Source organism: Salinispora pacifica CNR114, assembly GCF_000514775.1.
Lineage (GTDB): Bacteria > Actinomycetota > Actinomycetes > Mycobacteriales > Micromonosporaceae > Micromonospora > Micromonospora pacifica.
The window spans coordinates 1-23,734 of sequence record NZ_AZWO01000047.1; the positions used below are offsets into that span (position 1 = coordinate 1).

Genomic DNA, 23,734 nt, shown 5'->3' on the forward strand with positions numbered 1-23,734 from the left:
GTGCCGCTGCCGGCACGCACCCACTCACCGAACCAGTCCGTGCGTGCCCAGGCGCTGTTCCGGCGCGGCGACCGCAGAGCCGCCTACCAGCTACTCCGTGCCCACGTCCAAGAACTGCTCGAGGCCGACAACATGCACGCCTCCTGCGCTGTCCTGGTCGGCTTCGTCACGATGATGCCGGCAGTGGCACGCTTCGCCGACGGCGCCCGGATCCTGGCCTTCCTCGACACCACCGGCGCGCTCGACAACGCCGCCTGGGCGGCCATGGTCGCCGACGCGCGCGACAAGCTCGCCGCCGTCACCCCCAGACCGAACGAATCTGCGATCGTCAATTACCGACAAGCCCTCGCCACGATCGGCGACACCCTCGACGACCTACTTGTTGAACAGAACCAGCCTCGCCGGGTGCTGAGGGCTCCACAACAGGTGGACCACTTCCCGGGCCCAGTCAGGGCTCTCTGACACACTGGTCTTTTTTGCGGGGGTAATACATGCGCCACTCCACAACCGCGCCGATCGCGGCGCTCCTCGCCGGGTATCGGCCCCAGAACGCCACGGAGGCCTCCGACGTGGTGCGGCTTCTGGATCTTCTGACCTCTGGTGACCCGTGGTCGCGCGACCTGCCGCTGCATGTCACCGCCTCGGCGTTGGTGGTCCACCCGCCGACACGGCGGGTTCTGCTGCGCTGGCACGCCCGGATGCAGTCCTGGCTGCAGATCGGCGGGCACGGCGATCCCGGTGAGTACGACCCGATCGACGTCGTGCTGCGCGAGGGACGGGAGGAGACCCACCTCGACGACCTGGTGTGCTGGCCCGATGCCGCGGTACGCCAGGTCGCGGTTCTGCCGGTGCCAGCCAGCCTGAACGAGCCCGCTCACGAGCACGCCGACCTGCGTTTCGTGCTGGCTACCGAGACACCTGAGCAAGCCCGACCGGAGAGGCCGACCGCCACGCTGCGTTGGCTGAGCCTGCCCGAGGCACATGCCAAGACCACCGAGCCGAACCTGCGCGAGTTACTCGCTCGTGTGGCGGAACTCTTCGACCAGTAAGGCCGCCAGCGGCGGCAACAAACGCTGCATCCGGTACGACCCTGCCGGCCAGCCAGTCCGGCATCACCGGAAGAGGTAAGAAGATCTGGCTCGTTGAACAGACATTCAGCGTACGCGCTTTCCCGCCCGGAAGACCGCGCGAGCCTGGATCATCGCAGTTATGTCCGTGACGGGATTGCCCGCCACGGCCAGTAGATCGGCGTCGTAGCCGACCGCCACCCGCCCCCTGCGGTGGCCGAGACGGCACGCCTGCGCGGCCAACGACGTCACTGATGCCAACGCCTCGGCGTTGGTGCCGACCTGGCTGGCGAAGTATCCGACGTCGCTCGGCAGGATGTCGTGCGGCTTGTGCTGGTTGATCCCTGCGTCGGTGCAGCAGACGACGCGAACGCCACGGCGCCGCAGGTACGCCTGATTCTCCCAGTAGGGCGTGATGGTCCGGAGCACCTCCTCGGGCATCCCGTCTCTGGGTCGCACGACCGTGCATCCGACGAAGATCCCGGCGGCGGCGATCGCGTCGACCGTCGCCGGATCGAGTTTCACCCCGTCGGCGGTCATGAACGTGCAGTGCTCGATGCTGTCGACCCCGACCGTGACGGCGTCGGCGATTCCCCTGGCCGCGTGGGCATGGGCGCTGACCGGCAGGCCTCGGTCGTGGGCGGTTCGAGTGACCGCGCGTAGTTCGTCGAGGGTGTACTGCGCCGCTGCGGCGTTCGAGCCGCTGGTGCTCATCCCACCCGTCGCCATGATCTTCAGGAGATCGGCGCCGTGGTCGGCCCGGGCGTGAGCAGCCGCGACCAGTTGGTCCGGGTCGTCTGCCTCGCCGCCGAGATACCAGCAATGCCCACCGCTGCGCGTGATCGGAGGCCCGGCAGCGAGCACCTGCGGACCGCTGGCGTCCTCGGCGTACTCGGCCCGCAACCGCAGGCCGAGGTAACCCCGGTCGCCCAGATCTCGGACTGTGGTGATGCCGGCACGCAGCGCGCGGGCAGCATGTTCGCGCATCCGGCCCAGGATTGTGGCGTCGTCGTCGTGCACCATCTGGTGCTCGGTGTGCCCGTGCGGATCGAATGCCAGATGGGTGTGCGCGTCCACCAGACCGGGCAGGAGCGTGACATCTCCGAGATCGGCCGTCGGCACCCCGGCTGGGGGCGAGGCGCCGGTAAGGTCCACATCGGTAATCTGTCCGCCGGCTACCAAAACCAGCACTGGGCCGTCGTGCAGCAGGTGACCGTCGAACAGGCGTGCCGCCCGGATCGCCAGCCGTGGATCATCAATGGTCTTCGCGTGAGTCGTCGCCAAGCCCATCGGTCAGCTCCGATCGGCTCGGATGCCGGTGATCAGGTGCCGTTCCGGGACCGGGGCCGCCCACCGGTCGGGGGCATGGATGTGGGGCTTGCGGCCGCGCACCGTCGAGCGACTGCCGGAGAGCAGCCGTTCAATCTGGGCGCCGGAAGGTTGTGGGCTCTCTCCGTCAGGACGGGCATGCATCACGGTGTCTCCAGACAGAGATCGAGGTAGCGCAGGGTGGTGTACGTGAGGTACGAGGGCCAAGGGTTGTCGTCGATGTTAGTCCGGTCCCGCCATCCGTCCCACGTCGTCTCGCCCGTGCGGATCCCAACCAGGAACCGGGCCGGGCCCGGCGACGACGCAGCCGTGATCTCCTCGACCGCCCGGGTCGCCACCCGCAGCGCAGCGTGTCGCGGACCACCCGAGTCCGCCGGCCAGTCCACCTCAGCCAGCGTCGCCTCAGCCACGCCTGCTTCCGCCGCCCATCGGTGGAGAACGCCGGCGACGGTGCTCCACAAGGGGAAGGGCTTGGGTGGCCGGGTGGTAGCGGCCGACAGTACAGCCGCATCGAGGACGGTACCGGCATCGAAGAGGACGCGGGACTCGCGCCGGACGCTCGCTGGGTCGTCCGCGGAGTGCACCAGGTTGAAGATGGGGTTCAACGCACCGAGATCCGCCCGCATCGTGCCTGGCCGTGCCCAGGCGGGACGGAAATCGCCCTTGAGGCTCCCAGACACGAGGCTCGCCGCCGGCAGGTCTTCGGCCGGGCCGCGCAGGAGGAGGCTCTGCACCGGCCCCAGGGTGTACAGGACGGCGTTGAGCTGCCAGTCGAGCCGACCACCACTGCGGGTCGTGCGGTAGAGGTTGGCCCGGCACTCGGCGGAAAGCAGGAACTGCCGGAATCCGACCGACTCGAACCCTCTGCCGGTCAGCCAGCGCAGTACCGGGCCGGTCAGCTGCTGCCGTACCGCGTCAGGCTTCAGCATGACCAGTGCTAGTCGGTTGTCGTCCACGCACCTACTCCAGAAACTTGTCCACGCTCCCTCTCGGCCCACACCGTCGTACCGGAAACCCGGGATTGTGCCGCTGCACACTCCACCAGGGATTGAGATTTCAGGATGAAATGATTGTGGTCCGCAAAGTGGTGTTCCCCAAGTCGCACGCGATGCGTAACAGAGTGGTGGCACGTCCGGCGCCAGGTTGTGCTGCAGCCCGGACAACACCAGCACCAACGCCGTGTACAGCGGCAACGCTGCGGTCCAAATCTCCGAGAACCGCTGACCAACGCAGTTGCTGCGTCCGGCCGACACCAAGGGCGTTGACGCGGCGCTGCTGCTGGCCAGGATGCTGGTCCCCGAATCGATATGGCCGGGCTGGGCCGACGTGTTACGCATGACCTACTATTCGCTAGATGGCAGCTAAAACGGAGCGGAATGGTCGAAGGCGCGGCTGGGTGACGCCAGTCAAAGTCGCTTGGTTGGGAAGTGCTGTGGTGGTGCTTCTGTTGGTTTTACCAATCCACATTATCGCGCCAGGTGACCATGAGAAGGTAAGTTGCGGGAACGTGTTGAAACCAACCTTTACCCCTGGGTGGCGCCCACCCTGGACGGTGACTAGGGAGAACGAGCGTTTCGGGCCTGCAACTCGACACGCATTGACCGGATTGGTCGAGCCGTCGGGGTCATCTCGTTGACGGTCCTGGCCGTCACGCTGATGGCCGCGCGTACCCGGAGGACTTCCCAATAGGGTTCGAGTCGGCTCGCGCGGAGAGTCATCGATGTGATGTGGAGGGTAGGCGGGGTGTGATCAAATCGAGTGCGTCGCTCGTGGACACAGACGGCTGCTACCACGGCCTGGTCGCCCTCGCCCACTCGGAGGCGCCACCCTCGCCCAGCATCGCGGCTGCCGTCGGACTCCGCGACAAGGACCAGCCGGGTCCGCCGTCACCAGCAGGTTGAAGGCGTGGGAGGAAACACCCTTGGCCATTTCTGGGAAGGTTCCGGGACAGGGACCGGCGGGGGTCGTTCCGCATGCGAGTTCGTCGAGGGTCGGCCGGCCGCTCAGTGATGCATGCTTGCCCCCTTGACTACCTTGTCCACCGCGTTGCGCGGGCCGTAGGTGGCCATCCCGACCAGGTCCAGTTGCTCGGTCCTGACAGCGCGGACGGCGGCCCGGTTGTCCCGGTCGTTGTTCGTGGCGAACAGGTCGGAGGTGAAGACCGACACCGGCAGGTTACGGCCGATCGCCCGGGAACGTGCCGCCTGGAGCAGTTCCCTGCCACCCATGAACACCAGTATGGGCTGCCGGAACATCGACAGGTACTGCACGTCGCCGGCGTCCTCGTACGGCTGGCCGATCACCTCGGGTGCCGCCGTGGCGATGCCACTGACCAGGAACGCCGTGATGTTCAGGCGCTGCCACGTGAGCAGGTCGTCGCGCAGGAGAACGGCGATCTTGGTGTCGAAGCGTACGGGTGTGGTGTCAGATCGCATGATCCGATGATCGGTCGTGCCGGGCCTGCGGTCTTGTACGATTTTGACGTGTCGGTGACCAGCGCTGGCGCGGCGGGCATGGCGATCTCTGCGTGGCGTCCGCGACTGGGCGGTGTGGTGGAGGTGCTGCATGCCCATCTCACCGGTCACGCCTATCCGATGCACGCGCACGACACCTGGACCGTGCTGATCGTCGACGACGGCGCCGTGCGGTACGACCTCGACAAGCACGAGCGCGGCGCGTTCGGCGACCTGGTCACACTGCTCCCGCCGTACGTACCGCACAACGGTGCCGCCGCCCACCCGCACGGCTTGCGCAAGCGTGTGTTCTACCTGGAGCCGGATCGGCTGCCCACCAGCCTGATCGGGGCTGCTGTGGACAATTCGGCGTTTATCGATCGCGTGCTGCGTCGCCGGATCTCAGCCCTGCACGCGGTGATCGGGCAGGCCGGCGAAGAATTCGAGGCCGAGACCCATCTCGCTGAGATCACCGAGCGGCTGCGCGCCCGGCTCGGCAACGCGGGCCTGCCCGAGCGACTCGACCGGACCCCGGCGTACCGGCTGCGGGACCTGTTGGAGGCGCACGTCGTGTCGGGCATCTCGCTCGACGAAGCGTCCCGCGTGCTGCACTTCCACCCCGCCTATCTGGTGCGGTCGTTCACCCGCGAGTTCGGCATGTCGCCGCACCGGTACCTGATCTCCCGCCGGGTCGACCTGGCCCGCCGGCTGATTCTGGCCGGGGAGCCACCGGGGTCGGTCGCCGAGGCGAGCGGCTTCTACGACCAGCCGCACCTGAGCCGCCACTTCAAGCGGATCCTCGGCGTGAGTCCGAAGGCGTTCAGCAAGGGCTGAGCCGCCCGAGGCCGTAGAAGGGCAGCCGGACGAACTCGACGGCCGGCGCGGGTTTGCAATTACGTAACCACGTCAGTGGCTACTGGTTGGGGTCGTGCCCGGTGGCGCCTAGGGGAGGGGCGCTGGAACGCCGGGACGACCCACTCATCTCGGCGGCCGCACTGCGGCGGTGGGCGCGCTCTGTTTCGGGACTGCTGGCCAACCAACTGTTCTCCGATGGATGTGGCTGGTGGCGCAGGTCAGTTGGCGGAGGGCAGCGACCCTCGTGACCGGTGGTGTCGTCTGGTGTCGTCCTCCTGGGTGGTGAATCGATCGCGACCGCGAGGCCGCCCGTCAGTCCACCCGGAAATACCAGGGCCGGGATTATTTCGGGGGCTACACAGGAATAGATCCAGGAAACAGTTAGGAATCCTACCACCCGGATCCGTTACCCATGGATGTGGTCGTTACCGATTCGTTATCGGAGCTTCCGGTGCCCTTAAGCTCCTCCGGACCAGACTCTGCTCGGTCCAACAATAGAACGGAATCTTGGAGGGCGAAAACACTCGTGAAGCATGCGAAGAAACGCAAAAACACGCGGAAAAAAGCGCTGATCGCTGGCGCTATCGTGACGGTGCAGGCTGCTGCGGCGATCACGGCCCTCGGGTACACGTCTGTCAGCGAGCTGCCGGAGCTGGACGCGATCGAACGCCTGGCGGTCAGCACTGCCGCCGCCGATCAGTATGTCTCCGGTACCTCCACCGGGTTTGTGAAAGGTGAGGACGAGGAGTACAGCCGTCAGCAGGCGACCCCAGCCTCTCGCGGCCTGACGTACGTCACCTATTCCCGGACCTACAAGGGCCTGCCGGTATTCGTCGGGGGCGAGGCCGTGGTGGTGACCGACAGCAAAAGCACCGTCCGGAGCAGCACCGCAGGCTCCGGACCGCTGCAGGTCTCCACGTCGGCGAAGGTGAGCGCCAAGAAGGCCAAGGCGGTGGCGTTGGACAAGCACCCGGGCACCGTACAGGGCGAGCCGAAGCTGGGAGTGATCGCCGAAGGTGATGGCCGGCTCGTCTGGGAGGTCGTCGTGAGCGGCGACGGCGAGCACGGGCCGAGTGTGGCCCACGCATTCGTGGATGGGCAGACCGGCGCCTACGTTGGCTCCTGGGACGAGGTCGCACAAGGAACGGGCAACGGACACTACAACGGGGAGGTTCACCTCGACACCACCGGCAGCGCCGGTCGGTTCGAACTGCGTGATCCGACCCGTGGCAATATGCAAACGCTGAACGATACCGCGTCCGGCAGCCCATTCACTGACGCCGACGACGTGTGGGGCAACGGTGCCGGCTCTGACCTGGTCACCGGAGCAGTCGACACCCAGTATGCGGGCGCGGCGGTGTGGGACATGCTCGAGGAGAAGTTCTCGCGCAATGGCATCGATGACGCGGGAAGGACCGCGACCATGTTCGTCGGCCTTCCTGCTGCCAACGCCTACTACGCCTGCCGCGGCACCGGCGATGCGAGCCGCGACCAGACCAAGTACGGCCGCACCAGCGACGGGGCCCGCCAGGTCAACTCAGTAGACGTGGTCGCGCACGAGCTGGGCCACGGTATCTTCTGCCACACTCCCGGCGGTAGCCGTGGCATCACGAACGAGACCGGCGGGCTCAACGAGGGTACGGGCGACATCTTCGGCGCGCTCGCCGAACACTTCGTTGCCAACCCGAACGACCCACCCGACTACCTGGTCGGTGAGGAAGTCAAGCTCAACGGGCGTGGCCCAATTCGTACAATGTACGATCCATCCAAGAACGGTCACCCGAACTGTTGGTCGACCGCCATTCCACGAACTCCGGTGCACGCGGCAGCTGGACCGCTCAACCACTGGTTCTACCTTGCGGCAGAAGGCTCCAAGCCCTCGGGCAAGCCGGCCAGCCCCACCTGCAACGGCACTGACGTTACTGGCATCGGGCTGTGGCAGGCCGGTGAGATCTACTACCACGCGCTGCTGCGCAAGACCTCGGGCTGGACGTACACGCAGGCACGGAAGGCGACCCTGGACGCCACTCGGGAGCTGTACCCGAACAGCTGCACCGAGTTCGACGCGATCAAGGCAGCCTGGAACGCGGTGAGCGTCCCGGCGCAGGGTGACCCCACCTGCACCGTCGGCACGCCAACGCCGACGGCCTCGCCGTCTACGCCCGCCCCCTCATCTTCGCCGACATCGCCGCCTACCGGAGAACCGGCGGAAGCGCCGGACATTGATGGCGCCAAGGTCGAGGCACACCTCGAAGAGTTCAGCCGGATCGCCACGGCGAATGGCGGTAGTCGGGCACACGGCACCGCGGGGTACCGGGCTTCGCTCGACTATGTGAAGGGCGAACTAGACGCCGCGGGCTACGAAACCCGGATCCAGCAGTTTCAGATCAACGGCAAGACCGGGTTCAACCTGATCGCCGACCTACCCGACCGAGGAGACCAGGACAAGGTGGTCATGCTCGGCGCACACCTGGACAGCGTCGACAATGGGCCCGGCATTAACGACAACGGCAGTGGCTCTGCCGGCATCCTTGAGGTCGCGCTAACCTATGCCGCCAGCGGTGCGAAGGGTGACAAGGCGATTCGCTTCGGCTGGTGGGGGGCAGAGGAGGACGGACTGGTCGGGTCCATAGAGTACGTGCGGTCGTTGTCCGTCGCCGAACGGGAGTCGATCACAGCATATTTGAACTTCGACATGATTGGTTCACCGAATCCCGGGTACTTTGTCTACAATGACGATGCCAAGGGTGATTTCATCACCGAGGTACTCGAGGAGGGCTTCGCTGCCGAGGATGTTCCGTCCGAGGGCGTCAGCCTTCGCGGCCGCTCGGATCATGCCCCCTTCATGGCGGCGGACATCCCCAGCGGCGGCACCGCCACGCTGAGCCTTGCGCCGGTGATGAGCCAAGCCCAGGCCGCGAAGTGGAACGGCAAGGCCGGGCAGCCGTTCGACCCCTGCTACCACAAAAACTGTGACACGGTGGAGAACATCAGCACCGTTGCCCTGGACAGGCACACAGATGTGGCCGCGTACGCCGCGTGGAAGTTGACCGGCGTAAAGGCGGCTGGCGGATCAGGGGGCTCTACGGAGGCCGCCAACGATACCCACTTCCCCATCCGTGACCGGTCGGTTATCGAGTCCCCAATTACGGTGCAGAGTGACGGACCTGCGCGGGCCGTTCGTGAGGTGAAAATCGATATCGAGCACTCCTACCGCGGGAACCTGGAGATCCATCTGCTGGCACCTGACGGCACCGAATACCTCATCAAGCGTCCGAGTCGTCTCGACAGGGCGGATGATGTCAAGCTGACAAAGTCGATCGACTCGTCGGCGGAGATGACCGATGGAACCTGGAGGCTGCGGGTACGCGACCTGCACAATGGCGGCACTGGCACCCTCCGTTCCTGGAGCCTGATCTTCTAGGTCCGGATCGAGAGGTTGGCTCGATGGGGGCGGTTCCGTACGGAGCCGCCCCCATTCATTAACAGCCCCCTTGCGGGGTTGCTATTGACGTGGACCAGCCAACGGATAGGAGCCACCTTGTTGATCGACCTCGGCCGGGGCGGATGTATCTCCATCTCCAGCCGCGATGAGACAGCCTTGGCTGTCGCCCACTCCCACGGGTAGTCCCACTCCCAGACCAGTCGGGATGGTTCGGTTTTGACTACAGCCAGTGCGATGACGAGCGAGTAGGTCGCGGCACCGTCACCGGTGGGGGCGTGCGGGCCCCGCGCGGTGCGCGGTAACTCAACCGGCATCCTCCGGTGCGCACAGGCGGATTCCCACTCCGCGCACCGTGTGTAGATAGCGTGGCATAGACGCACTTTCGCCGAGCTTGCGGCGGAGCCAGGTGACGTGCACATCGACGGTTTCGAGCGAGCGGCCCTCCGAGCGCCAGACGTGGTCGAACAGTTGGCGCCGGGTGACCACCTTCCCTGCCCGTTGCGCGAGGTACGTGAGCAGGTCGAACTCGAGGCGGGAGAGCTGCAGGCGTACTCCGTCGAGCGATGCGATCCGCGCCTCGGCGTCTAGGTGAAGGCCACCGATCGTCAGTACGGTCGCAGCCTGCCCGGCTCCACGGCGTAGCACCGCCGCGATCCGTGCCTCCAACTGCTCGACGGAGTACGGTTTGACCACGTAGTCGTCGGCGCCCGCGCGAAGCAGGCGGATGATTTCGCTCTCTGTGTCGCGCGCAGTTGCGACGACAACCGGCACCGCGGAATCGGCCCGGATGAGGCTCAGTACCGTCGCGCCATCGAGGTCCGGCAGGTGGAGGTCCAAGATCACGACATCGGACTGCCTGCTCGCCAGTTCTCGAAGCCCGTCAAGAGCGGTCCCACACGGCCGTACGACGTGGCCTGTTGCCGAAAGTGAGTTGTCGATCGCCTCTCGGATATTCCGATCGTCCTCGATTACCAGCACATGAGCCACTAATGTAACATCCATCGCTATGAAGAATTATGATTAAAGACTAGTTCGGAGTGTGTCAGGGCGTCAACTTCGATAGTCCGCCATCACTTGGCAAAGCAGCGTAATGATAGCCCAAGTGGTAGGGCCGGCCAAGCGTCCAGCGTAGCAGGGTCGGGAGTGGACGCTCCGGGTATAGTGTGTGACCCTTAGGCTTCGATCACTACGTAGACCGGGTTCCCGAAAATGTCGGCAGCGCGCACAGTGACCAAGCCATCGCGATGTGATTAGGGCGCGCGGCCACCGCGGTCCCTGGTCCGGCCTGGAAACGGCGCAGCTGTGGCGACGGCGCCAAGGGGCCCCGCCTGTTCGACTGGGCCGTGGCCACCCTGCCCGACACCGACACCGACACCGCCGACCACGGATGCACCCCCGCTGGCTGGTCACTCGCCGGTCGACCACCGACCCCACCGAGCAGGCTTACCACCTGTGCTATCGACCGGCCTTACCCCAGCGACGAGGAACTCATCCGCGTGGCCCGGTGCCCGATGGGCCGTCGAGGAGTGTGTCCAGACCGGCGGGGCGCTGTCACTCGAGGCATGCCGGGGAGGCTGGCGCTACAGATCTTGAATGATCAGGTTGTGTCGGGTGCGAGGGTCAGTCCGGTGTGAGCGAGTAGGTCGGTGGGTAGCCCTGACTGCAGGTGCTGGCATGAACCGCGACAGCCTACGCCGTCGGCTGATCTGCCAGCGGCGAAACATCCGCCTGGTCGGGCGCGACGATCGCTATAGTCCGGCTTCATGACGTCCATCACGACGAGAACGGTGGAGTACCCGGCCGACGACCTGACGATGATCGGGCACCTCGCCCTGCCCGCCGGCGTCGACCGCCGGCCAGCGGTCCTGGTCGGACCCGAGGGGCCGGGGCTCAACGACTTTCAGCGTCGCCGGGCCGACGCCCTCGCGGAGTTGGGGTACGTGGCGCTGGCCTTCGACATTCACGGCGGACGTTGGTTCACCGACCCCCAGGAGATGCTGGCGCGCCTGACGCCGCTGCTCGCTGACTCCGACCGGATGCGGGGCATCGGCCACGCGGCGCTTGACGTGCTGTGCGCCGAACCACGGACCGACCCGGACCGGATCGCCGCCATCGGCTACGGCATCGGGGGAGCAATCGTGCTGGAACTCGGCCGCGACGCCGCCAACCTGCGCGGGATCGGAACGATTAACGCAATGACCACAGGCCGGCCGGGCGAGGCGGCACACATTCGCTGCCCGGTCTGGGTCGGGGTCGGGTCAGAAGACCCGATCGTATCGCCGGCCCAACGGGATGCGTTCACCGCCGAGATGCAGGCCGCGGACGTCGATTGGCGCCTTGTTGTCTACGGCGGCGCCCTGCACGCCTTCCACCACCCACCGATGGGGGCCGACCAGAGCGTGCTCCCCGGCGTCGGCTACCACCAGCGGCACGCGCAGCGGGCCTGGCTCGACATCGTGGACCTGCTGGCAGAGTGCCTTTAGGTACCGGAGGACGTTGGTCTGCGTCACTAGCGCCACCAAGGCCACTGTGATGTGGATGACTTTGGCGCGCGCCCCGCCTCGGTCACGGCGACGGCCCCGATGTGGGTGAGGGACCCTGTGCTGTGGAAAAACAGGAGCGGTAGCGAAATGACGGTGAGTCGGAGACCACTGCCGACACCAGCGAGGCGGTCCACCAGCCGGCATAGTCGCGGTTTCGCCACAGTGGCGTGAGCTGGCTGGATCGAACCGTCCCATGTCACTTCAGCGGTGTGCCGCCGCCGATGTCCACCAGGCCGAAGTCCACCACAAGATATGCAGCGCCGTTTCGCGCCAGCAGGAATCCGGCGATGCCGACCAGTGTCAGCCATGATCTGCGGGAGTTTGACAGCTTGTCGAGCCAGCATTGAAGACGCTCACGTTGCCGTTCGTGGAGGATGATCGCGACCACGACGATCGCGACTGTGGGCAGGACGGCGACGATGTTGTAGGCGATCAGCAGGGACAGCCACTGCGGCGTCGTGAAGTCACCACCCCGCGAGGATGCTGACGGCACCGAAGTAGGGCAGGGCGGTGAGGAACTCGGCCAGGGTCACACTGAGGGCGAGTCCGATGACGGTCGGAATGCGCTGGGAGGTGGGGCGTCGCACCGGCTCCGCCGGCTTCTTGGACCAGCCTCCGGGTGATGCTGTTGATGAGCAGTGAAAACGCCGACGACGACCTTGCGGGTGCCGAAAGCCTCGTCCGTCCTGGTCACGACCTTCTTAATCACTGAGTTCAGAAATTCGGCTGTAGCCGTGAACCCGCTCGACCGGGCCTGGCTGGCCGCTGTGCTAGCCCGGCTGCCCCGCAATGTCCTGCGTGACCTGCGGCTGCTGGTCCGCCCGGAGACCGTGCTGCGCTGGCACCGTGACCAGATCGCCCGCCGGCACGCCAAGATCTCCCAACCTCAGCGGGCCGGCGGGCCACGAACCGTGCGGTTAATCCGCCGGATGGTGCTACGCCTGGCCCGCGAAAGCACCAACTGGGGATACCGCCGCATCCATGGCGAACTCCTCGTCCTGGGTGTGGGGGCGTCGCCTCCACCGTCTGGGAGATCCTGCAGCAGGCCGGCATCGACCCGGTGCCCAGCGCACCGCCACCACCTGGGCGACATTCCTGCGCTCCCAGGCACACGCCATCATCGCCGCCGATTTCGTCGACACCACGACACTGACGGCGCCCGCCTGTGCATCCTGGCGGTCATCGACCACGCCACCCGCCAGGTCCGCATCCTCAGCGCCACCGCCCACCCGAGCGTCAGATGGGTGGCCCAAACGGACCGGAACCTGGGAATGGACCTTGAGGACGCGGGATGCCGCACGAAGTACCTGATCCGGGATCGGGACGGCAAGTACCTTGCCCTGTTCGACGCGATCCTCGCCGACTCCGGAATCACAGTCGTGCGTAGCGGCGTCCGAAATGCCCCGCATGCACTCGATCATGGAACGCTGGATCCAGGCCTGCCGCCACGAACTACTCGACCGCACCCTCATCTGGAACCACGCCCACCTGATACACGCGCTGCGCGAGTACGAACACCACCACAACCAACACCGGCCGCACCGCGGCATCGCCAACGCCCGCCCCCTGCAACCGCTACCCGAACCGATCACCGACCCCGCAACGCAATCACCGTTATTGTCGCCCAGTTGCACGTAGGGCGTGTAGGCGCCGGCCCGCGCAAACCACTCCCGCATGGACACCGTCGCGTGGACGTTCCAGTGCGCGACGTCGAAGCACAGTCGGAGCCGGTCGGAGTCCAGTTCCTCGACCAGTCGCACTGCCAGGTCGGGCGACGGGTCCCACATGTTCTCGAGCAGCACTGTCACCGAGTCCGCAGGTAGCCCGGCGAAGAAGTCGATGTGCAGTGAGCCAGTGTGGGTCGTAGGTAGTTCGCGGATGAGTGGGATGTAGTTCGTGTGCAGGATCAGGTAGTCGGCGCCTAGCTCCTTCGCCCACCGCAGCGACTCGCGGACCCTGGTCTCCGACAGCCTGCGCACCTGTGGGTCCGGAGAGTGAAGGACGATGTCGTAGTAGGGCCCGTGGACGGCTAGTGTGCGATCTTTCGGGACGACATGCGGTGAATCATTCGGAAAGCTGATCAAGATGCTCCGGGTATTCGGGTTCTATAGCTTCAAACCAGAAGCCCTCACGAACCGCCAGATCGAGATACCTTGACAATCCCCCCAGTCTCGGCTGAACTACGGTACGCCCATGTCTGATCCTTCCAGGAAAGGCTGATGCGTGTTTGACCTAAACGTTCCCGGGCGGCTGGTCGCCATCGTCGGGATCGACGGAGCAGGCAAAACGACACAGGTTAAAGACCTCGTATCATGGCTGAAAACGATCGATGTTCCCGCACATCAACTGCTGAACCAGACCCTCATCCCGGTCCGACAGTCCCTCGACAGGATCGCTCGGGAAGACGGCTTCGCGGATCACCTCGAAATGTTGGGACCAGATATGATCCGCCTGATCTCGGCATGCTGTAAATTTGTTACGCTCGCCGCTCTGAGGGATACGGCAGCCGATCCAGAATCGGTCACGTTGATGGACCGGTACACTTACTGTCAATATGCGGCGGTTCGGTTGCAGCGGGCGGGCAACGAGGAGTTCCTGCGACGCCTCAATCGCGCGCTCCCCACTCCCCACCTGACTATATTTCTCGACGTCGATCCGGCTGTCGCTCAACGGCGTATCGAAAATCGCGGCATCGATCGGGAGAGCATCGACTTTCTCGTCGGCTATCGGCGTGCCTACCTGTCCCTGCCAGAGTTCGACAGCTTCGTCGTTGTGGACGGCAATGGTCGGCGAGAGACAGTGCAGAGGGCTCTGCGCGAGATCGTCGCCAGCACCTTCGGCATTCGGGCAACCCTCCCTCAGACGCCACATGCCACGACCGCAAACGGTAGACACTGACGTGGTTGCGGGAGTCGGGTCGGAACTCGTCGCGGGCCCACGAGGGCCATCGCTCCTCCAATTGTAGACCCGCGCTTGCCTCCATCTCGTCGAGTTGGTCCGGCCAGCAGTAGCGCACTCGAGTCGGGAAGAGCTCGAATTAGGTCCAGGATCACGTGCGACAAGTGCTGGACGGAACCGTTGTCGAAGTAGTCCCCCAGCCGGGCGGAGGTGGACCGGGCCGACGGGTGCCCGGCGACCTTCGACATCTAGTTCTCTGTCTTCTTCGAGTTGTGACACAAACGCGGATACTCGGCGTTGCGAGCGCGACGGGGATGAGTCGAGCAATATCCTAAAGTATGTCCATCGGTATGGGCAGGTTAGCGCTTCGGGATGCTTTATGTTCTGTGTTGGCTTCGCATATCAGGATGGCTATATAAGCAGTTCCTTCGGCGAGGGAGTTGGCCTTGGCGTCAGCGCGACTGTCGGTGGTGTTAGTGCCAGGCACTACGAGCAAAGCCCTAAGGGTTGGATGGGCTGCTTCGGTGATGGGCCCGGTGCTTGCTATGTTGGCGGTGTAAAAAGTGGTGGTGGTGACCAATACGGGCACGCGGAGACATACCACGGTGGAAGTGTCGGTGTCGGCGTTTCGCTATGGGTGGGTGTGACCTACAATTGGTTGGGATGGAGGATCGGCACCCGTGACGGTTGGTTCTTCCCAGACATGTAGCCCAATCAGCTCGGAGGTTTTGTAATGTGGCGAGCGATGCTTGGGTTGGTGTGGGGAGTCCTGCTGGTGCTGGTGGGGTTAGCGCTAGCAACCGACTGGAGAGGGGTTGCGACCAGGCATGTAGAGCTTACTATGCGTTTTGTGCGCCCGGTCAGCCCTTTCAAAAGAATTGGTTGGAGTGATGAGCGAATCGTTCGACGTCGGGATCGGTTCGTTATCCTTGATAGGATTTTAGGATTGATAATCCTATTGTTTGGTAGTGGCGCCTTGGTCATCGGTGGACATTTCATTGTCGCTCGCCAGCCTTAACGATTCGCGCTTGGCGCCGTCTAACTTGATCTTTAACCTGGTCGATGTAGACGGGGATTCGCGGTCTTCGTGTTCTTGGTGTCCGGTGTGTTGCGACAAGTACTGGAACCCGCCCTGGGGCCGCGGTCGGAGTGAAAGATCGCTTCTGGGTCGACCAGGCCACGTCGGTAGGCGAGGGTGACGGCGTCGGCGACGAGTTGCGCGCGCATGTGTGTGACCAGGGCGTGGCCGACGACTTCACGGGTGTGCAGGTCGATGGTGGTGGCCAGGTAGAGCCAACCCTCGTCGGTGGGCAGGTGGGTGATGTCCCCGACGAGGCGTTGGCCGGGGGCCTCGGCGGTGAAGTCCCGACCGATCAGGTCCGGCGCCGGCGCGGCCGCAGCGCCTCGTTGATCGTGGCGGCGGGTGTCAGCTGCCCGAAACCCCGTGCGATCCCGATCGCATCATCGCGTAGCTGCTCAATCGTCAGGTCCGACACGGCCCTAGCCCCTGCGTCCATCGCGTGCTTGCTGGTCTTCCGTGCGGCGATCATGATCGCCTGCCGCACTCCAACGTACGCTTCACCCGGATCCTGCACCAATACTGAGTCACCAGTGGAAGCGCCTGTGGTCGGCAGCAGCGGCCTGTCGGGATCGGGAAGCCGGCTGGGGGAGCTGGCCTCGGTGATCGTCTGGTGATCGAGGACTGTGCCCCAGCGGGCGTGGAGTGCCGCGTCGGCCTTTTCCTCCCGATGCCTGATCTCGAACGATCGGTACTCGTCGTAGCCGGCGATCAGCTCGCCGCCGGCGTGGAGAAGTGACTCGCACTGCACCCAGAAGACCCGGTCGACCACCTGCTCGCCGCGTTCGACCCCGGCTACCGTGCTTCGAGTGCTGTTCACCAGCCGCGCCACGTCATCCTGAATCAGGCCACGCGTCTTGCGCCACGCGGCGAGCCGCCGTCCAAGCGCCCGCTTCACGTCCTTGAGTTGCTGCGGGTCCAAGAGGGAGGACCTCCATCACGATCGGAGGAAGACGGTCACCGCTCTCTATTTCTCTAACGGTACGTTGACATTAACGGATGTCAGCGACAGGGACATGCCGGCGCCCGCGAGCCGGAGAGATTGACAGAGACGTACCGCCAGCGCCGCGACACCCGACCAGGGAGCCCGGCCGGCCTCGCCGTCTCGTTTCTGGGCTCGTAGGCCGAGAGGGGGAGCCATGATCAAAACCCACTGGGACAGGATGGGCTACTGCCGGGATGGAGCGGGACGGAGGGGATGCGCGTCGCACGAGCACCCAGCCGTCCACTAGGGATGACAAAGCAGAGGCGCTTGACCCCTGTTCTTGCAGGTCAAGCGCCTTACGATCTTGCGCGCCCGAAGGGATTCGAACCCCTAACCTTCTGATCCGTAGTCCGAAGTGGAATTCAATGCCCTCCAATTCTAACTCTATCAGGAAATCTATCCGGCCGCGTCCAGCCCAGTCCCTTCGCGTCCCGCCGGATCCCCGCAGGTCCGCGCCCCACAGCCCCCATATAACCGCGCTGCTCGATTTTCCGGACGCCCTCGCTGCGACCCTCAAAGCGGCTGCATCCCTGTACGTCCGGGTCAGTACCCCGACGTCCGAGCACCCACGGAGCACCCTCGAGATCATCGGCTAGGCCGAATCGTGGGGCTGTAACGGTTTGTCGGCTCCAAGTTGTCGTGAGGAAGCCGGATATGCCCGTGGAACGCGCCGCGCCCACCGAGGAGCGGATTCGACGTGTCTACGGCGAATTGCTATCTATGCTTCAGGGGGCCACCTGCACTTTTGGGAGGTCCCTGCACTGGGACGATGGAGGATGCCCCGGTTGGGCGATCGGAGGAATCTCGCGCGGACTCGCTGTGCGGGGGCGCTAGCCGACGCTGGTGGGCTGGGTGTTGGGGATCTGCGGCAGCCAGGGGACGGCGTGGTTGCGGAAGCTATGGTTGACCGGAACGAGTCTGGGGTCGTCCTGGTTGTCTAGGGCGGCGGTGTTGATGTCGATGAGTGTGTCGCCGTGGTCGATTGCTGCAACTGAGCTGCCGCAGATGGCGCAGAATCCTCGCTTGGTCTCGTCGGGGAAGGTGTCGAACCAGGTCGGTTTGCCTTCCCAGCGCAGCCCTTTTAGGGGGAAGCTGACCCATGACTGGATCCGCCCCCTGCCCGCTTCTGGCAGTGGGGACAGCTGCAGACGTGGGGGTAGTCGGGTTCGCCGACTACGGTGAAGCGGATCTGGCCGCAGAGGCAGCCGCCAGTGAAGTTATCTCCAGTGACAACAGATTCAGACATTCGCGAGTATTCTTCACGCAGTGGGCTATTGGGTCTGCAAGCTTGTCATGCCGTCTCCGATCGGACCCCCTACATCAGGATCCCATTCCACCGGAGCCTCGCCTCGACATCCGCGGTGTGGTGGGGCTGCGGTTGCTGGCGTGGAAAGGACAGAATGCGGAGATGGCCTATCGCGAGGACCGGGCACCTGATCACCTGTTGATCAAAACGGCTCTTCGAAGTTGAGCGGGGTTGGCGGGTGACGGCGACCCGGATATGGAGGGCTCGCAGCTCATCGGTGATCATCTGAGTGTCGAGTTCGGATGGTCACAAGCGAAGAGCTGCGAGCATGGTCAACGATACGACCCGGCTGCTGGGGCTGGACGGCCTGGTGGTCGAGCGGGTCGAGCTGGACGCCACCGGTGTCCCGGTGGTGGACCTATCCACCGGTTGTGAGCAGGCACGATGCTGCCCGAAGTGCGGGCAGCCGGCGGGCCAGGTGAAGCAGCGGACGACGACCCGGCCGCGGGACCTGCCGGTCGCCGGGCGGCCGGTACGGCTGCGCTGGCGTAAACGTCGCTGGTACTGCCCGACCCCGGCCTGTCCGCCTCAGTCGTTCACCGAGCAGGTCGCCCAGGTGCCGGCCCGCGCCCGGCTGACCCTGCGGTTACGGCAGGCGGCCGGGGCTGCGGTCGCCGACGCCGGCCGCACGATCGTGCAGTCGGCCCGCGATCACGGCGTCTCCTGGCCGGTCGTCGCGGACGCGTTCACCACCCACGCCACTGCGGTATTGCCGGACGAGCCGGAGCCGGTCGCGGTGCTCGGCATCGACGAGGTCCGGCGAGGAAAGCCGCACTGGATCTGGGACGCCCAAGCCGGCTCCTGGACGGTCACGGCGGACCGCTGGCACGTCGGGTTCTGCGATCTGTCCGGCGGACAGGGGCTGCTCGCGCAGGTCGAAGGCCGCACCACCGCCGCTGTCACCGGCTGGCTCGCCGCCCGCCCACCGGCCTGGCGGGAGCAGATCCAAGCGGTGGCGATCGACATGTGCACCGTGGTCAAGGCCGCGATCCGACAGGTGCTGCCGCACGCGCTGCTGGTCGTCGACCACTTCCACATCGTGCGACTGGCCAACCGGGCCGTCACCGAGGTCCGCCGCCGGGTCACCCTCACCCAGCGCGGACGCCGGGGCCGCTGCACCGACCCGGAATGGCGGATGCGCAACCGGCTGACCCGCTCCGCTGCCCGAATGCCCGGCAAGCACGTCGACCGCCTCGTCGACACCCTCGAAACCCTGCCCACCACGATCGGGGCACCGATCCTCACCGCGTGGAACGCGAAAGAGGACCTACTCGACCTGCTCGCGACCGCCCGCACCCACCCCGACCGGGAACACGTCCACCGACTACTGCACCGCTTCTACAACCGTTGCGCCGCCACCGACCTGCCCGAACTGCACCGGCTCGCCACCACGATCGAGACCTGGTGGCCGCAGATCCACGCGTTCCTGACCACCGGCATCACCAAACGCCGGCTCAGAAGGAACCAACCGCGTCATCAAGACCGTCGCCCGCGACGCCTACGGCTTCCGCAACCCCGAAAACCAGCGCCTACGCACCCGCACCGCGACCACCCGACGCCACCGCGGACACCTCAACCCCGCTTAACTTCGAAGAGCCCCGATGTCGGAGATGGGCTACTCGACTGCAATGTCGGTGAGATCTGCTACTCCCGAGACCTTAACAACACCGACTACCAGAAGCACTTCTGGGAGGCAGGCTGGCACACCAGCTATACATTCACCAATGTGCACACCGGGGCCGGCGGCCAGGGTTCGGTCCGTGATGGTGCGGACCAACTCCGCAACCGTGACACGAAGTGCACAGTAAGGGTTGTAGACGACCACGGCATCTTGCCCGATCAATGGTTCGACGTCCTCAATGACGGGCGGTGGTGGGTGCTAGGCGGTGGCACCCGAAACGAAAACGACCGTCATGAGCGAATTAAGTGCGGATAGTTAAAGCTTCTGGGTGCAGGAAGCATGCTTCCTGCACCCAGAACCAATCTCAGGCATAAAATAGCGACAGCTCCCCAGTCGACGTCAATCGACGACTAGCAACCGGGTGTCGATTGCCTCGCGTAGCGCCGGCAGCATCAGTAGCACGGCGCCGAGGACCGCCACTGCACAGCCGGACGCTATCGCTGCCAGCTGAAGCCATGGCACGGTTAACTCAGATCCATCACTGGCGGTAGAGAACGCTTCTATCATCGGGATAGCGCACACCATTCCGGCCAGTGCACCTGGCAGCAGGTTCGCTGCCGTCTGTCCCAGCAATATCAGCCGTAGGCTTCGAACGGTGACTCCCTGAGCGCGCAACGCCGCAATCCCGCGGCGCTCCTCGAGGAGCCGGTCTAGCAAGGCCACTGTTAGGGACAGCGTCGAGACGACGAAGGCGAGCACAAGTCCGGCCAGTGCCAGCTGCCGGTAGGTGCGGCTCACTGACTGCGCATCTCGTATCAACGTCTCGACGTCGCGGACCCTCCGCTGGCTTCCCTCTTGTAGTCCTTCGATGGCCGTTCTCACCCGCTCGACGACGATGGGGTCGCTACTCGACACGGTGACCAGAAGCTGTTGTGCAGAGGCGTCCTGGAGCGCCTGCTGCGGAATATGGGAGACCGGAACAATCCCTGCACCGATCGCAAGGTCATCCAGTCCATCGAGCGCATTATGAATAAGCTTCCCGGGACGCACGGGCCCAAGCTCGACGTACTCTATACCGTCGGGGCTCTCGGATTTGAACTGGTACGCCGCCAGCGATTCCCCAGTGCCCAACCGGTTCCCCTCTCTATCTCCCGGAGCCAGGTACGTGCTTCCCGGGCCACACGCTGGCAGTGGACTACGCAGCACCGACGAGAGTTCGGTGCAGTCACCGGCCGTCGCGTTGAAACTTGAATAGCCCTCACCCGAACCGCCCAGCTCGACATCGACCAGATGCGCCACACCGGTCACGCCAGGCAGGTTCAGCTCGCCCGGTCTCGGTGCCCGCTCGACTGACGCCAAAAAGGTGTGTGGCGCGAGGCGTTGCTGCAGCTGAGTCAGCGAAGCGGGGTTGCCCCCGTCGGCGAGCGGCAGCACAGCGAGGAACCAGCCAGAGGCACACACCAGAAGGGCGACGACGCCAACCACCCGCGCGGATGTGGCTGCTGACGCCTGAGCGCGCCGAGCGGCGAGGAAGACGGCCGGACCACGGCCCAGCCGCAACATCAGACTGGCGACCCCAAGACAGAGCGTCGGCGCGCTGACCAGCAGCCCAATCATGATCAGCGCGGCAGCCAGGAAGAATGGCACGACGGCCGCGTCGCCAGTCCGTTCGGTGGCGACCAACCAGCAGGCCGTCAGCAAACCCACTGCCAGCGGCACCAACTGCCATCGTCCCGACCGGACAACGGCCGAACGCCGGACAACACCAATCGGGTTGACGACCACGCGCCGAAGTGCGATCACCGCAGTCGCCGTAGCGAACACCGGAAGGCCCACGACGATCGCCGCCGCGGCCGGTATCGGCGGCAGGACGTCGGTAAGGAAGGCGCCCGCACCCGGTAACCGGGCCGCGACCGCGGCGGCGAGCGCCAGGAAAGCCACGCCTCCTCCGAGCGAGCCGACAACGGCGGCCATCCCGATCTCGACCGCGGTGATCACCCGGACCTCTACGGCGGACATCCCAGACAACCGGAGCGCGGCGAGCCGACGGTCCCGTTCCGGCGACCCCCATCGGACCGCGTTGACGACCAGCGCCAGCAACGGCAGCAACAACGCCGCGAGGCCGACCGGCACGGCCAGCCGTAACCCGCCCGGAAGCGGCGGCCGGTCCTCGGGCTTGGCCCCCCAGCCAGAGGCTGGAAAATAGTCAACGGGGAAGGCATCCGTGGCTACCCCGATCCACACCGTCCACTCACGAGGGCCTATCAGTCCGGCGTCACCCACGGTGCCGATGATCGACTGTGGGTATCGCTCGCGCAACGGCTCATCCGTCCGTAGAGCGGCCTCTACTTCTGGGGATACGACGATCTCCCCGGGGCGCGGAAGCCGCTCCAGCCCCGGGGGAGGCGGGGCATCTGATCGGATCGGCGCCACCTCGTTGACGCTCAATTCGCGGTCGAGGTAAACATCGGTCCAGCTGCGGGTCAGTAACGTGCCGTCCGATCGCACCGCACCGCGCTTCAGCGTCGGCGAGCGATCCGCCTCGCGATCGCGCTGGGCCTCGCTGAGAGGTAACGCCGCTGAGCCGATCAGTAAGAAGACCGAAGCCACTGCCATCACGATGGCAGTCAATATGAATCGCTTACGCGACCTCGGGCCACCTACGGCTAGCTGTGCGGTCAGCCCGACGATGCCTGCCAGCTTCACCGCGGTGCTCCCGTCGCGGACGGAACCACCCGGCCGTCCCGCAACACCACTTCACGTTCGGCGTACGCGGCGACTTTGTCGTCATGCGTCACGACAACCAGAGCGCATCGACGGATGCTGACCTGCTGAATTAGTAGATCGAGTACCAGCTCACCGTTTGCCGTGTCCAGCGCACCGGTTGGCTCGTCGGCGAAAATGATATCTGGACCCGGGGCCAACGCCCTGGCTACGGCGACTCGCTGCTGTTGACCACCCGACATCTCACCGGGCCGGCGGCGAGCGAGCTCCTCGACGCCCAGATCGCGCAGCCAGGATCGCGCGGACTCCTCCGCCGGACGGCGACCGACACCGTTGAGGCGCATGTTGAGCGAGACATTTTCCATAGCTGTCAACTCTGGCACCAGTTGTCCGAATTGAAAAACAAAGCCGAACCGCTGACGACGCAGTGAGCTGCGCTCGCTATCAGACATCACATTCACGTCCCGGCCGCTGCACAACACCCGCCCTTCGCTGGGCGCCACCAGCCCGGACAAGCAGTGCAGCAACGTCGACTTGCCGGATCCGCTGGAGCCGATGATAGCGATACTGTCGCCTCGCTCCACGGTTAGGTCAACGCCATCCAAAGCGCGGGTCAACCCATACGTGACTCGCAGCCCCTCAGCTCGCACCAGCGGCGTGCCGCCCTTATCGTGGCCCGGCGAAAACTCCACGTTCTGACTCATTCTGCCGACAGCGCGTCGATGTGCCAGCGTTCGTCAATCTGCACGAGGGACAGCGTGGTGGAACCCAGGGCATCGATCGCACCCTGTTGGCTGGGGTTGAGCTGTAGCTCGACAGTGGCGCTACTACCGTCCACCTGCGGATCCTTCATCTTCACCTCACGCAGCGCTACGGCCGATGCCGGGTCCAGACCGTCGGCAACCGTCTGCACACTCTGCAGACAACCGTCGTTGACGGTGCGCTTCGCGAGCGCCTCCTGCGCCGCCATGCTCATCAATGAACAGGCCTTTGACCCGTCACCGTCGGCGAGGGCGCGCGTGTACAGCGGAATGACCTCACGAACGCCCTCGGCCCCCGGCCTCTGCCCGGGGTCACGGCCCTCCGAGCAGGATACGACCGCCAATACTGGAAGCGCGGCGAAAACGATGCCCGCGACGTGTACCCGGTTGGAGTGGCGCATGGTAGAAAACTCCTCATAATTCTGGAATCGCTGGCGGTCATCCCTGGCAGGCACGACCGAGATAAGAAAGTGCTAGCTACTGACGTCGGCAGAAAGACGACCCTTCAGCGTCTCGATGAGGTCGAGGATCTCCTCAATCGAGCCCTCCGGAGCCTGGTTGCCCGCTACCTCGTTCGCTGTCGACGCGGCTGACTTCGACGTCCCCGGCACATCCGAGGAGCAGCCGGCGGCAATAAGCACAGTTCCGGTAACCAGGAGGTCCTGAGTG

Annotated in this window: 17 protein-coding genes and 3 pseudogenes; 7 read left to right on the forward strand and 13 right to left on the reverse strand. The window is 65.2% G+C overall.

What is annotated here, in order from left to right; genetic code table 11:
- Positions 1 to 462, forward strand: a pseudogene (locus tag B118_RS28900) (AfsR/SARP family transcriptional regulator); the annotation flags it as partial.
- Positions 463 to 491: 29 nt separating this feature from the next.
- On the forward strand, positions 492 to 1,049 hold the full coding sequence (locus B118_RS0122115; protein WP_018812557.1) for an NUDIX hydrolase: 558 nt from the start codon (positions 492 to 494) through the stop codon (positions 1,047 to 1,049).
- A gap of 105 nt (positions 1,050 to 1,154) precedes the next feature.
- On the opposite strand, the gene B118_RS0122120 is transcribed toward B118_RS0122115, so the two are convergent.
- The 3 genes from B118_RS0122120 to B118_RS0122145 form a co-directional block, all read right to left on the reverse strand.
- Positions 1,155 to 2,357 (reverse strand): metal-dependent hydrolase family protein, encoded by a 1,203-nt coding sequence (locus tag B118_RS0122120; protein ID WP_043541821.1) that lies wholly within the window; start codon positions 2,355 to 2,357, stop codon positions 1,155 to 1,157.
- A gap of 182 nt (positions 2,358 to 2,539) precedes the next feature.
- Positions 2,540 to 3,352, reverse strand: a complete 813-nt coding sequence (locus tag B118_RS0122130) for a nucleoside-diphosphate kinase (protein ID WP_026270928.1) — start codon at positions 3,350 to 3,352, stop codon at positions 2,540 to 2,542.
- Positions 3,353 to 4,399: 1,047 nt separating this feature from the next.
- Positions 4,400 to 4,831 carry a DUF2000 domain-containing protein gene (locus B118_RS0122145; protein WP_018812552.1) on the reverse strand — a complete coding sequence of 144 codons (432 nt, stop codon included), beginning with the start codon at positions 4,829 to 4,831 and terminating at the stop codon, positions 4,400 to 4,402.
- Between the two features lie 6 nt (positions 4,832 to 4,837).
- Here B118_RS0122145 and B118_RS0122150 point away from each other — a divergent pair, with 6 nt between their 5' ends.
- Entirely contained in the window at positions 4,838 to 5,683 is an 846-nt protein-coding gene (locus B118_RS0122150; RefSeq protein WP_018812551.1) for a helix-turn-helix domain-containing protein, read from the forward strand.
- Positions 5,684 to 6,272: 589 nt separating this feature from the next.
- Complete coding sequence (locus tag B118_RS0122155; protein WP_028193472.1) at positions 6,273 to 9,128, forward strand: M28 family peptidase; 2,856 nt, start codon at positions 6,273 to 6,275, stop codon at positions 9,126 to 9,128.
- A gap of 324 nt (positions 9,129 to 9,452) precedes the next feature.
- Here the strand turns inward: B118_RS0122155 and B118_RS0122160 are convergent, their stop codons facing one another.
- Positions 9,453 to 10,127: a response regulator transcription factor gene (locus tag B118_RS0122160; protein WP_018222357.1), complete on the reverse strand. Its 675-nt coding sequence runs from the start codon at positions 10,125 to 10,127 to the stop codon at positions 9,453 to 9,455.
- Positions 10,128 to 10,912: 785 nt separating this feature from the next.
- Here B118_RS0122160 and B118_RS0122165 point away from each other — a divergent pair.
- Positions 10,913 to 11,632 carry a dienelactone hydrolase family protein gene (locus tag B118_RS0122165; protein ID WP_028193473.1) on the forward strand — a complete coding sequence of 240 codons (720 nt, stop codon included), beginning with the start codon at positions 10,913 to 10,915 and terminating at the stop codon, positions 11,630 to 11,632.
- 256 nt (positions 11,633 to 11,888) lie between these two features.
- Here the strand turns inward: B118_RS0122165 and B118_RS28905 are convergent, their stop codons facing one another.
- From B118_RS28905 to B118_RS34060, 3 genes are all read right to left on the reverse strand, one after another.
- Positions 11,889 to 12,185 (reverse strand): sulfite exporter TauE/SafE family protein, encoded by a 297-nt coding sequence (locus tag B118_RS28905; protein WP_238324091.1) that lies wholly within the window; start codon positions 12,183 to 12,185, stop codon positions 11,889 to 11,891.
- Complete coding sequence (locus tag B118_RS33505) at positions 12,157 to 12,279, reverse strand: hypothetical protein (RefSeq protein ID WP_272945112.1); 123 nt, start codon at positions 12,277 to 12,279, stop codon at positions 12,157 to 12,159. The genes B118_RS28905 and B118_RS33505 overlap by 29 nt, the downstream gene beginning before the upstream one ends.
- 348 nt (positions 12,280 to 12,627) lie before the next feature.
- Complete coding sequence (locus tag B118_RS34060) at positions 12,628 to 13,671, reverse strand: TIM barrel protein (protein ID WP_028193474.1); 1,044 nt, start codon at positions 13,669 to 13,671, stop codon at positions 12,628 to 12,630.
- Between the two features lie 244 nt (positions 13,672 to 13,915).
- Here B118_RS34060 and B118_RS0122185 point away from each other — a divergent pair, with 244 nt between their 5' ends.
- On the forward strand, positions 13,916 to 14,590 hold the full coding sequence (locus B118_RS0122185; protein WP_028189171.1) for a dTMP kinase: 675 nt from the start codon (positions 13,916 to 13,918) through the stop codon (positions 14,588 to 14,590).
- 1,050 nt (positions 14,591 to 15,640) lie between these two features.
- On the opposite strand, the pseudogene B118_RS31005 reads toward B118_RS0122185, so the two are convergent.
- The 3 genes and pseudogenes from B118_RS31005 to B118_RS34065 all read right to left on the reverse strand — a co-directional run.
- A pseudogene (locus tag B118_RS31005) lies at positions 15,641 to 15,985 on the reverse strand (DDE-type integrase/transposase/recombinase); the annotation flags it as partial.
- A complete protein-coding gene (locus B118_RS28915) occupies positions 15,964 to 16,590 on the reverse strand; it encodes a helix-turn-helix domain-containing protein (RefSeq protein ID WP_238324093.1) in 627 nt (208 codons plus the stop codon). The gene B118_RS28915 and the pseudogene B118_RS31005, both read right to left, overlap by 22 nt.
- A 1,144-nt stretch (positions 16,591 to 17,734) precedes the next feature.
- Positions 17,735 to 17,899: a GFA family protein gene (locus B118_RS34065; protein WP_475247203.1), complete on the reverse strand. Its 165-nt coding sequence runs from the start codon at positions 17,897 to 17,899 to the stop codon at positions 17,735 to 17,737.
- A gap of 328 nt (positions 17,900 to 18,227) precedes the next feature.
- On the opposite strand from B118_RS34065, the pseudogene B118_RS28920 reads away from it, so the two are divergent.
- A pseudogene (locus B118_RS28920) lies at positions 18,228 to 19,545 on the forward strand (ISL3 family transposase).
- A gap of 434 nt (positions 19,546 to 19,979) precedes the next feature.
- Here the strand turns inward: B118_RS28920 and B118_RS0122205 are convergent.
- The 3 genes from B118_RS0122205 to B118_RS0122215 are packed head-to-tail and all read right to left on the reverse strand — an operon-like array spanning position 19,980 to position 23,466.
- Positions 19,980 to 22,286: an FtsX-like permease family protein gene (locus tag B118_RS0122205; protein WP_027648895.1), complete on the reverse strand. Its 2,307-nt coding sequence runs from the start codon at positions 22,284 to 22,286 to the stop codon at positions 19,980 to 19,982.
- Complete coding sequence (locus B118_RS0122210; RefSeq protein WP_033660457.1) at positions 22,283 to 23,008, reverse strand: ABC transporter ATP-binding protein; 726 nt, start codon at positions 23,006 to 23,008, stop codon at positions 22,283 to 22,285. The genes B118_RS0122205 and B118_RS0122210 overlap by 4 nt, the downstream gene beginning before the upstream one ends.
- Positions 23,005 to 23,466, reverse strand: a complete 462-nt coding sequence (locus B118_RS0122215) for a hypothetical protein (protein ID WP_027648897.1) — start codon at positions 23,464 to 23,466, stop codon at positions 23,005 to 23,007. The genes B118_RS0122210 and B118_RS0122215 overlap by 4 nt, the downstream gene beginning before the upstream one ends.
- Positions 23,467 to 23,734 lie beyond the last annotated feature (268 nt).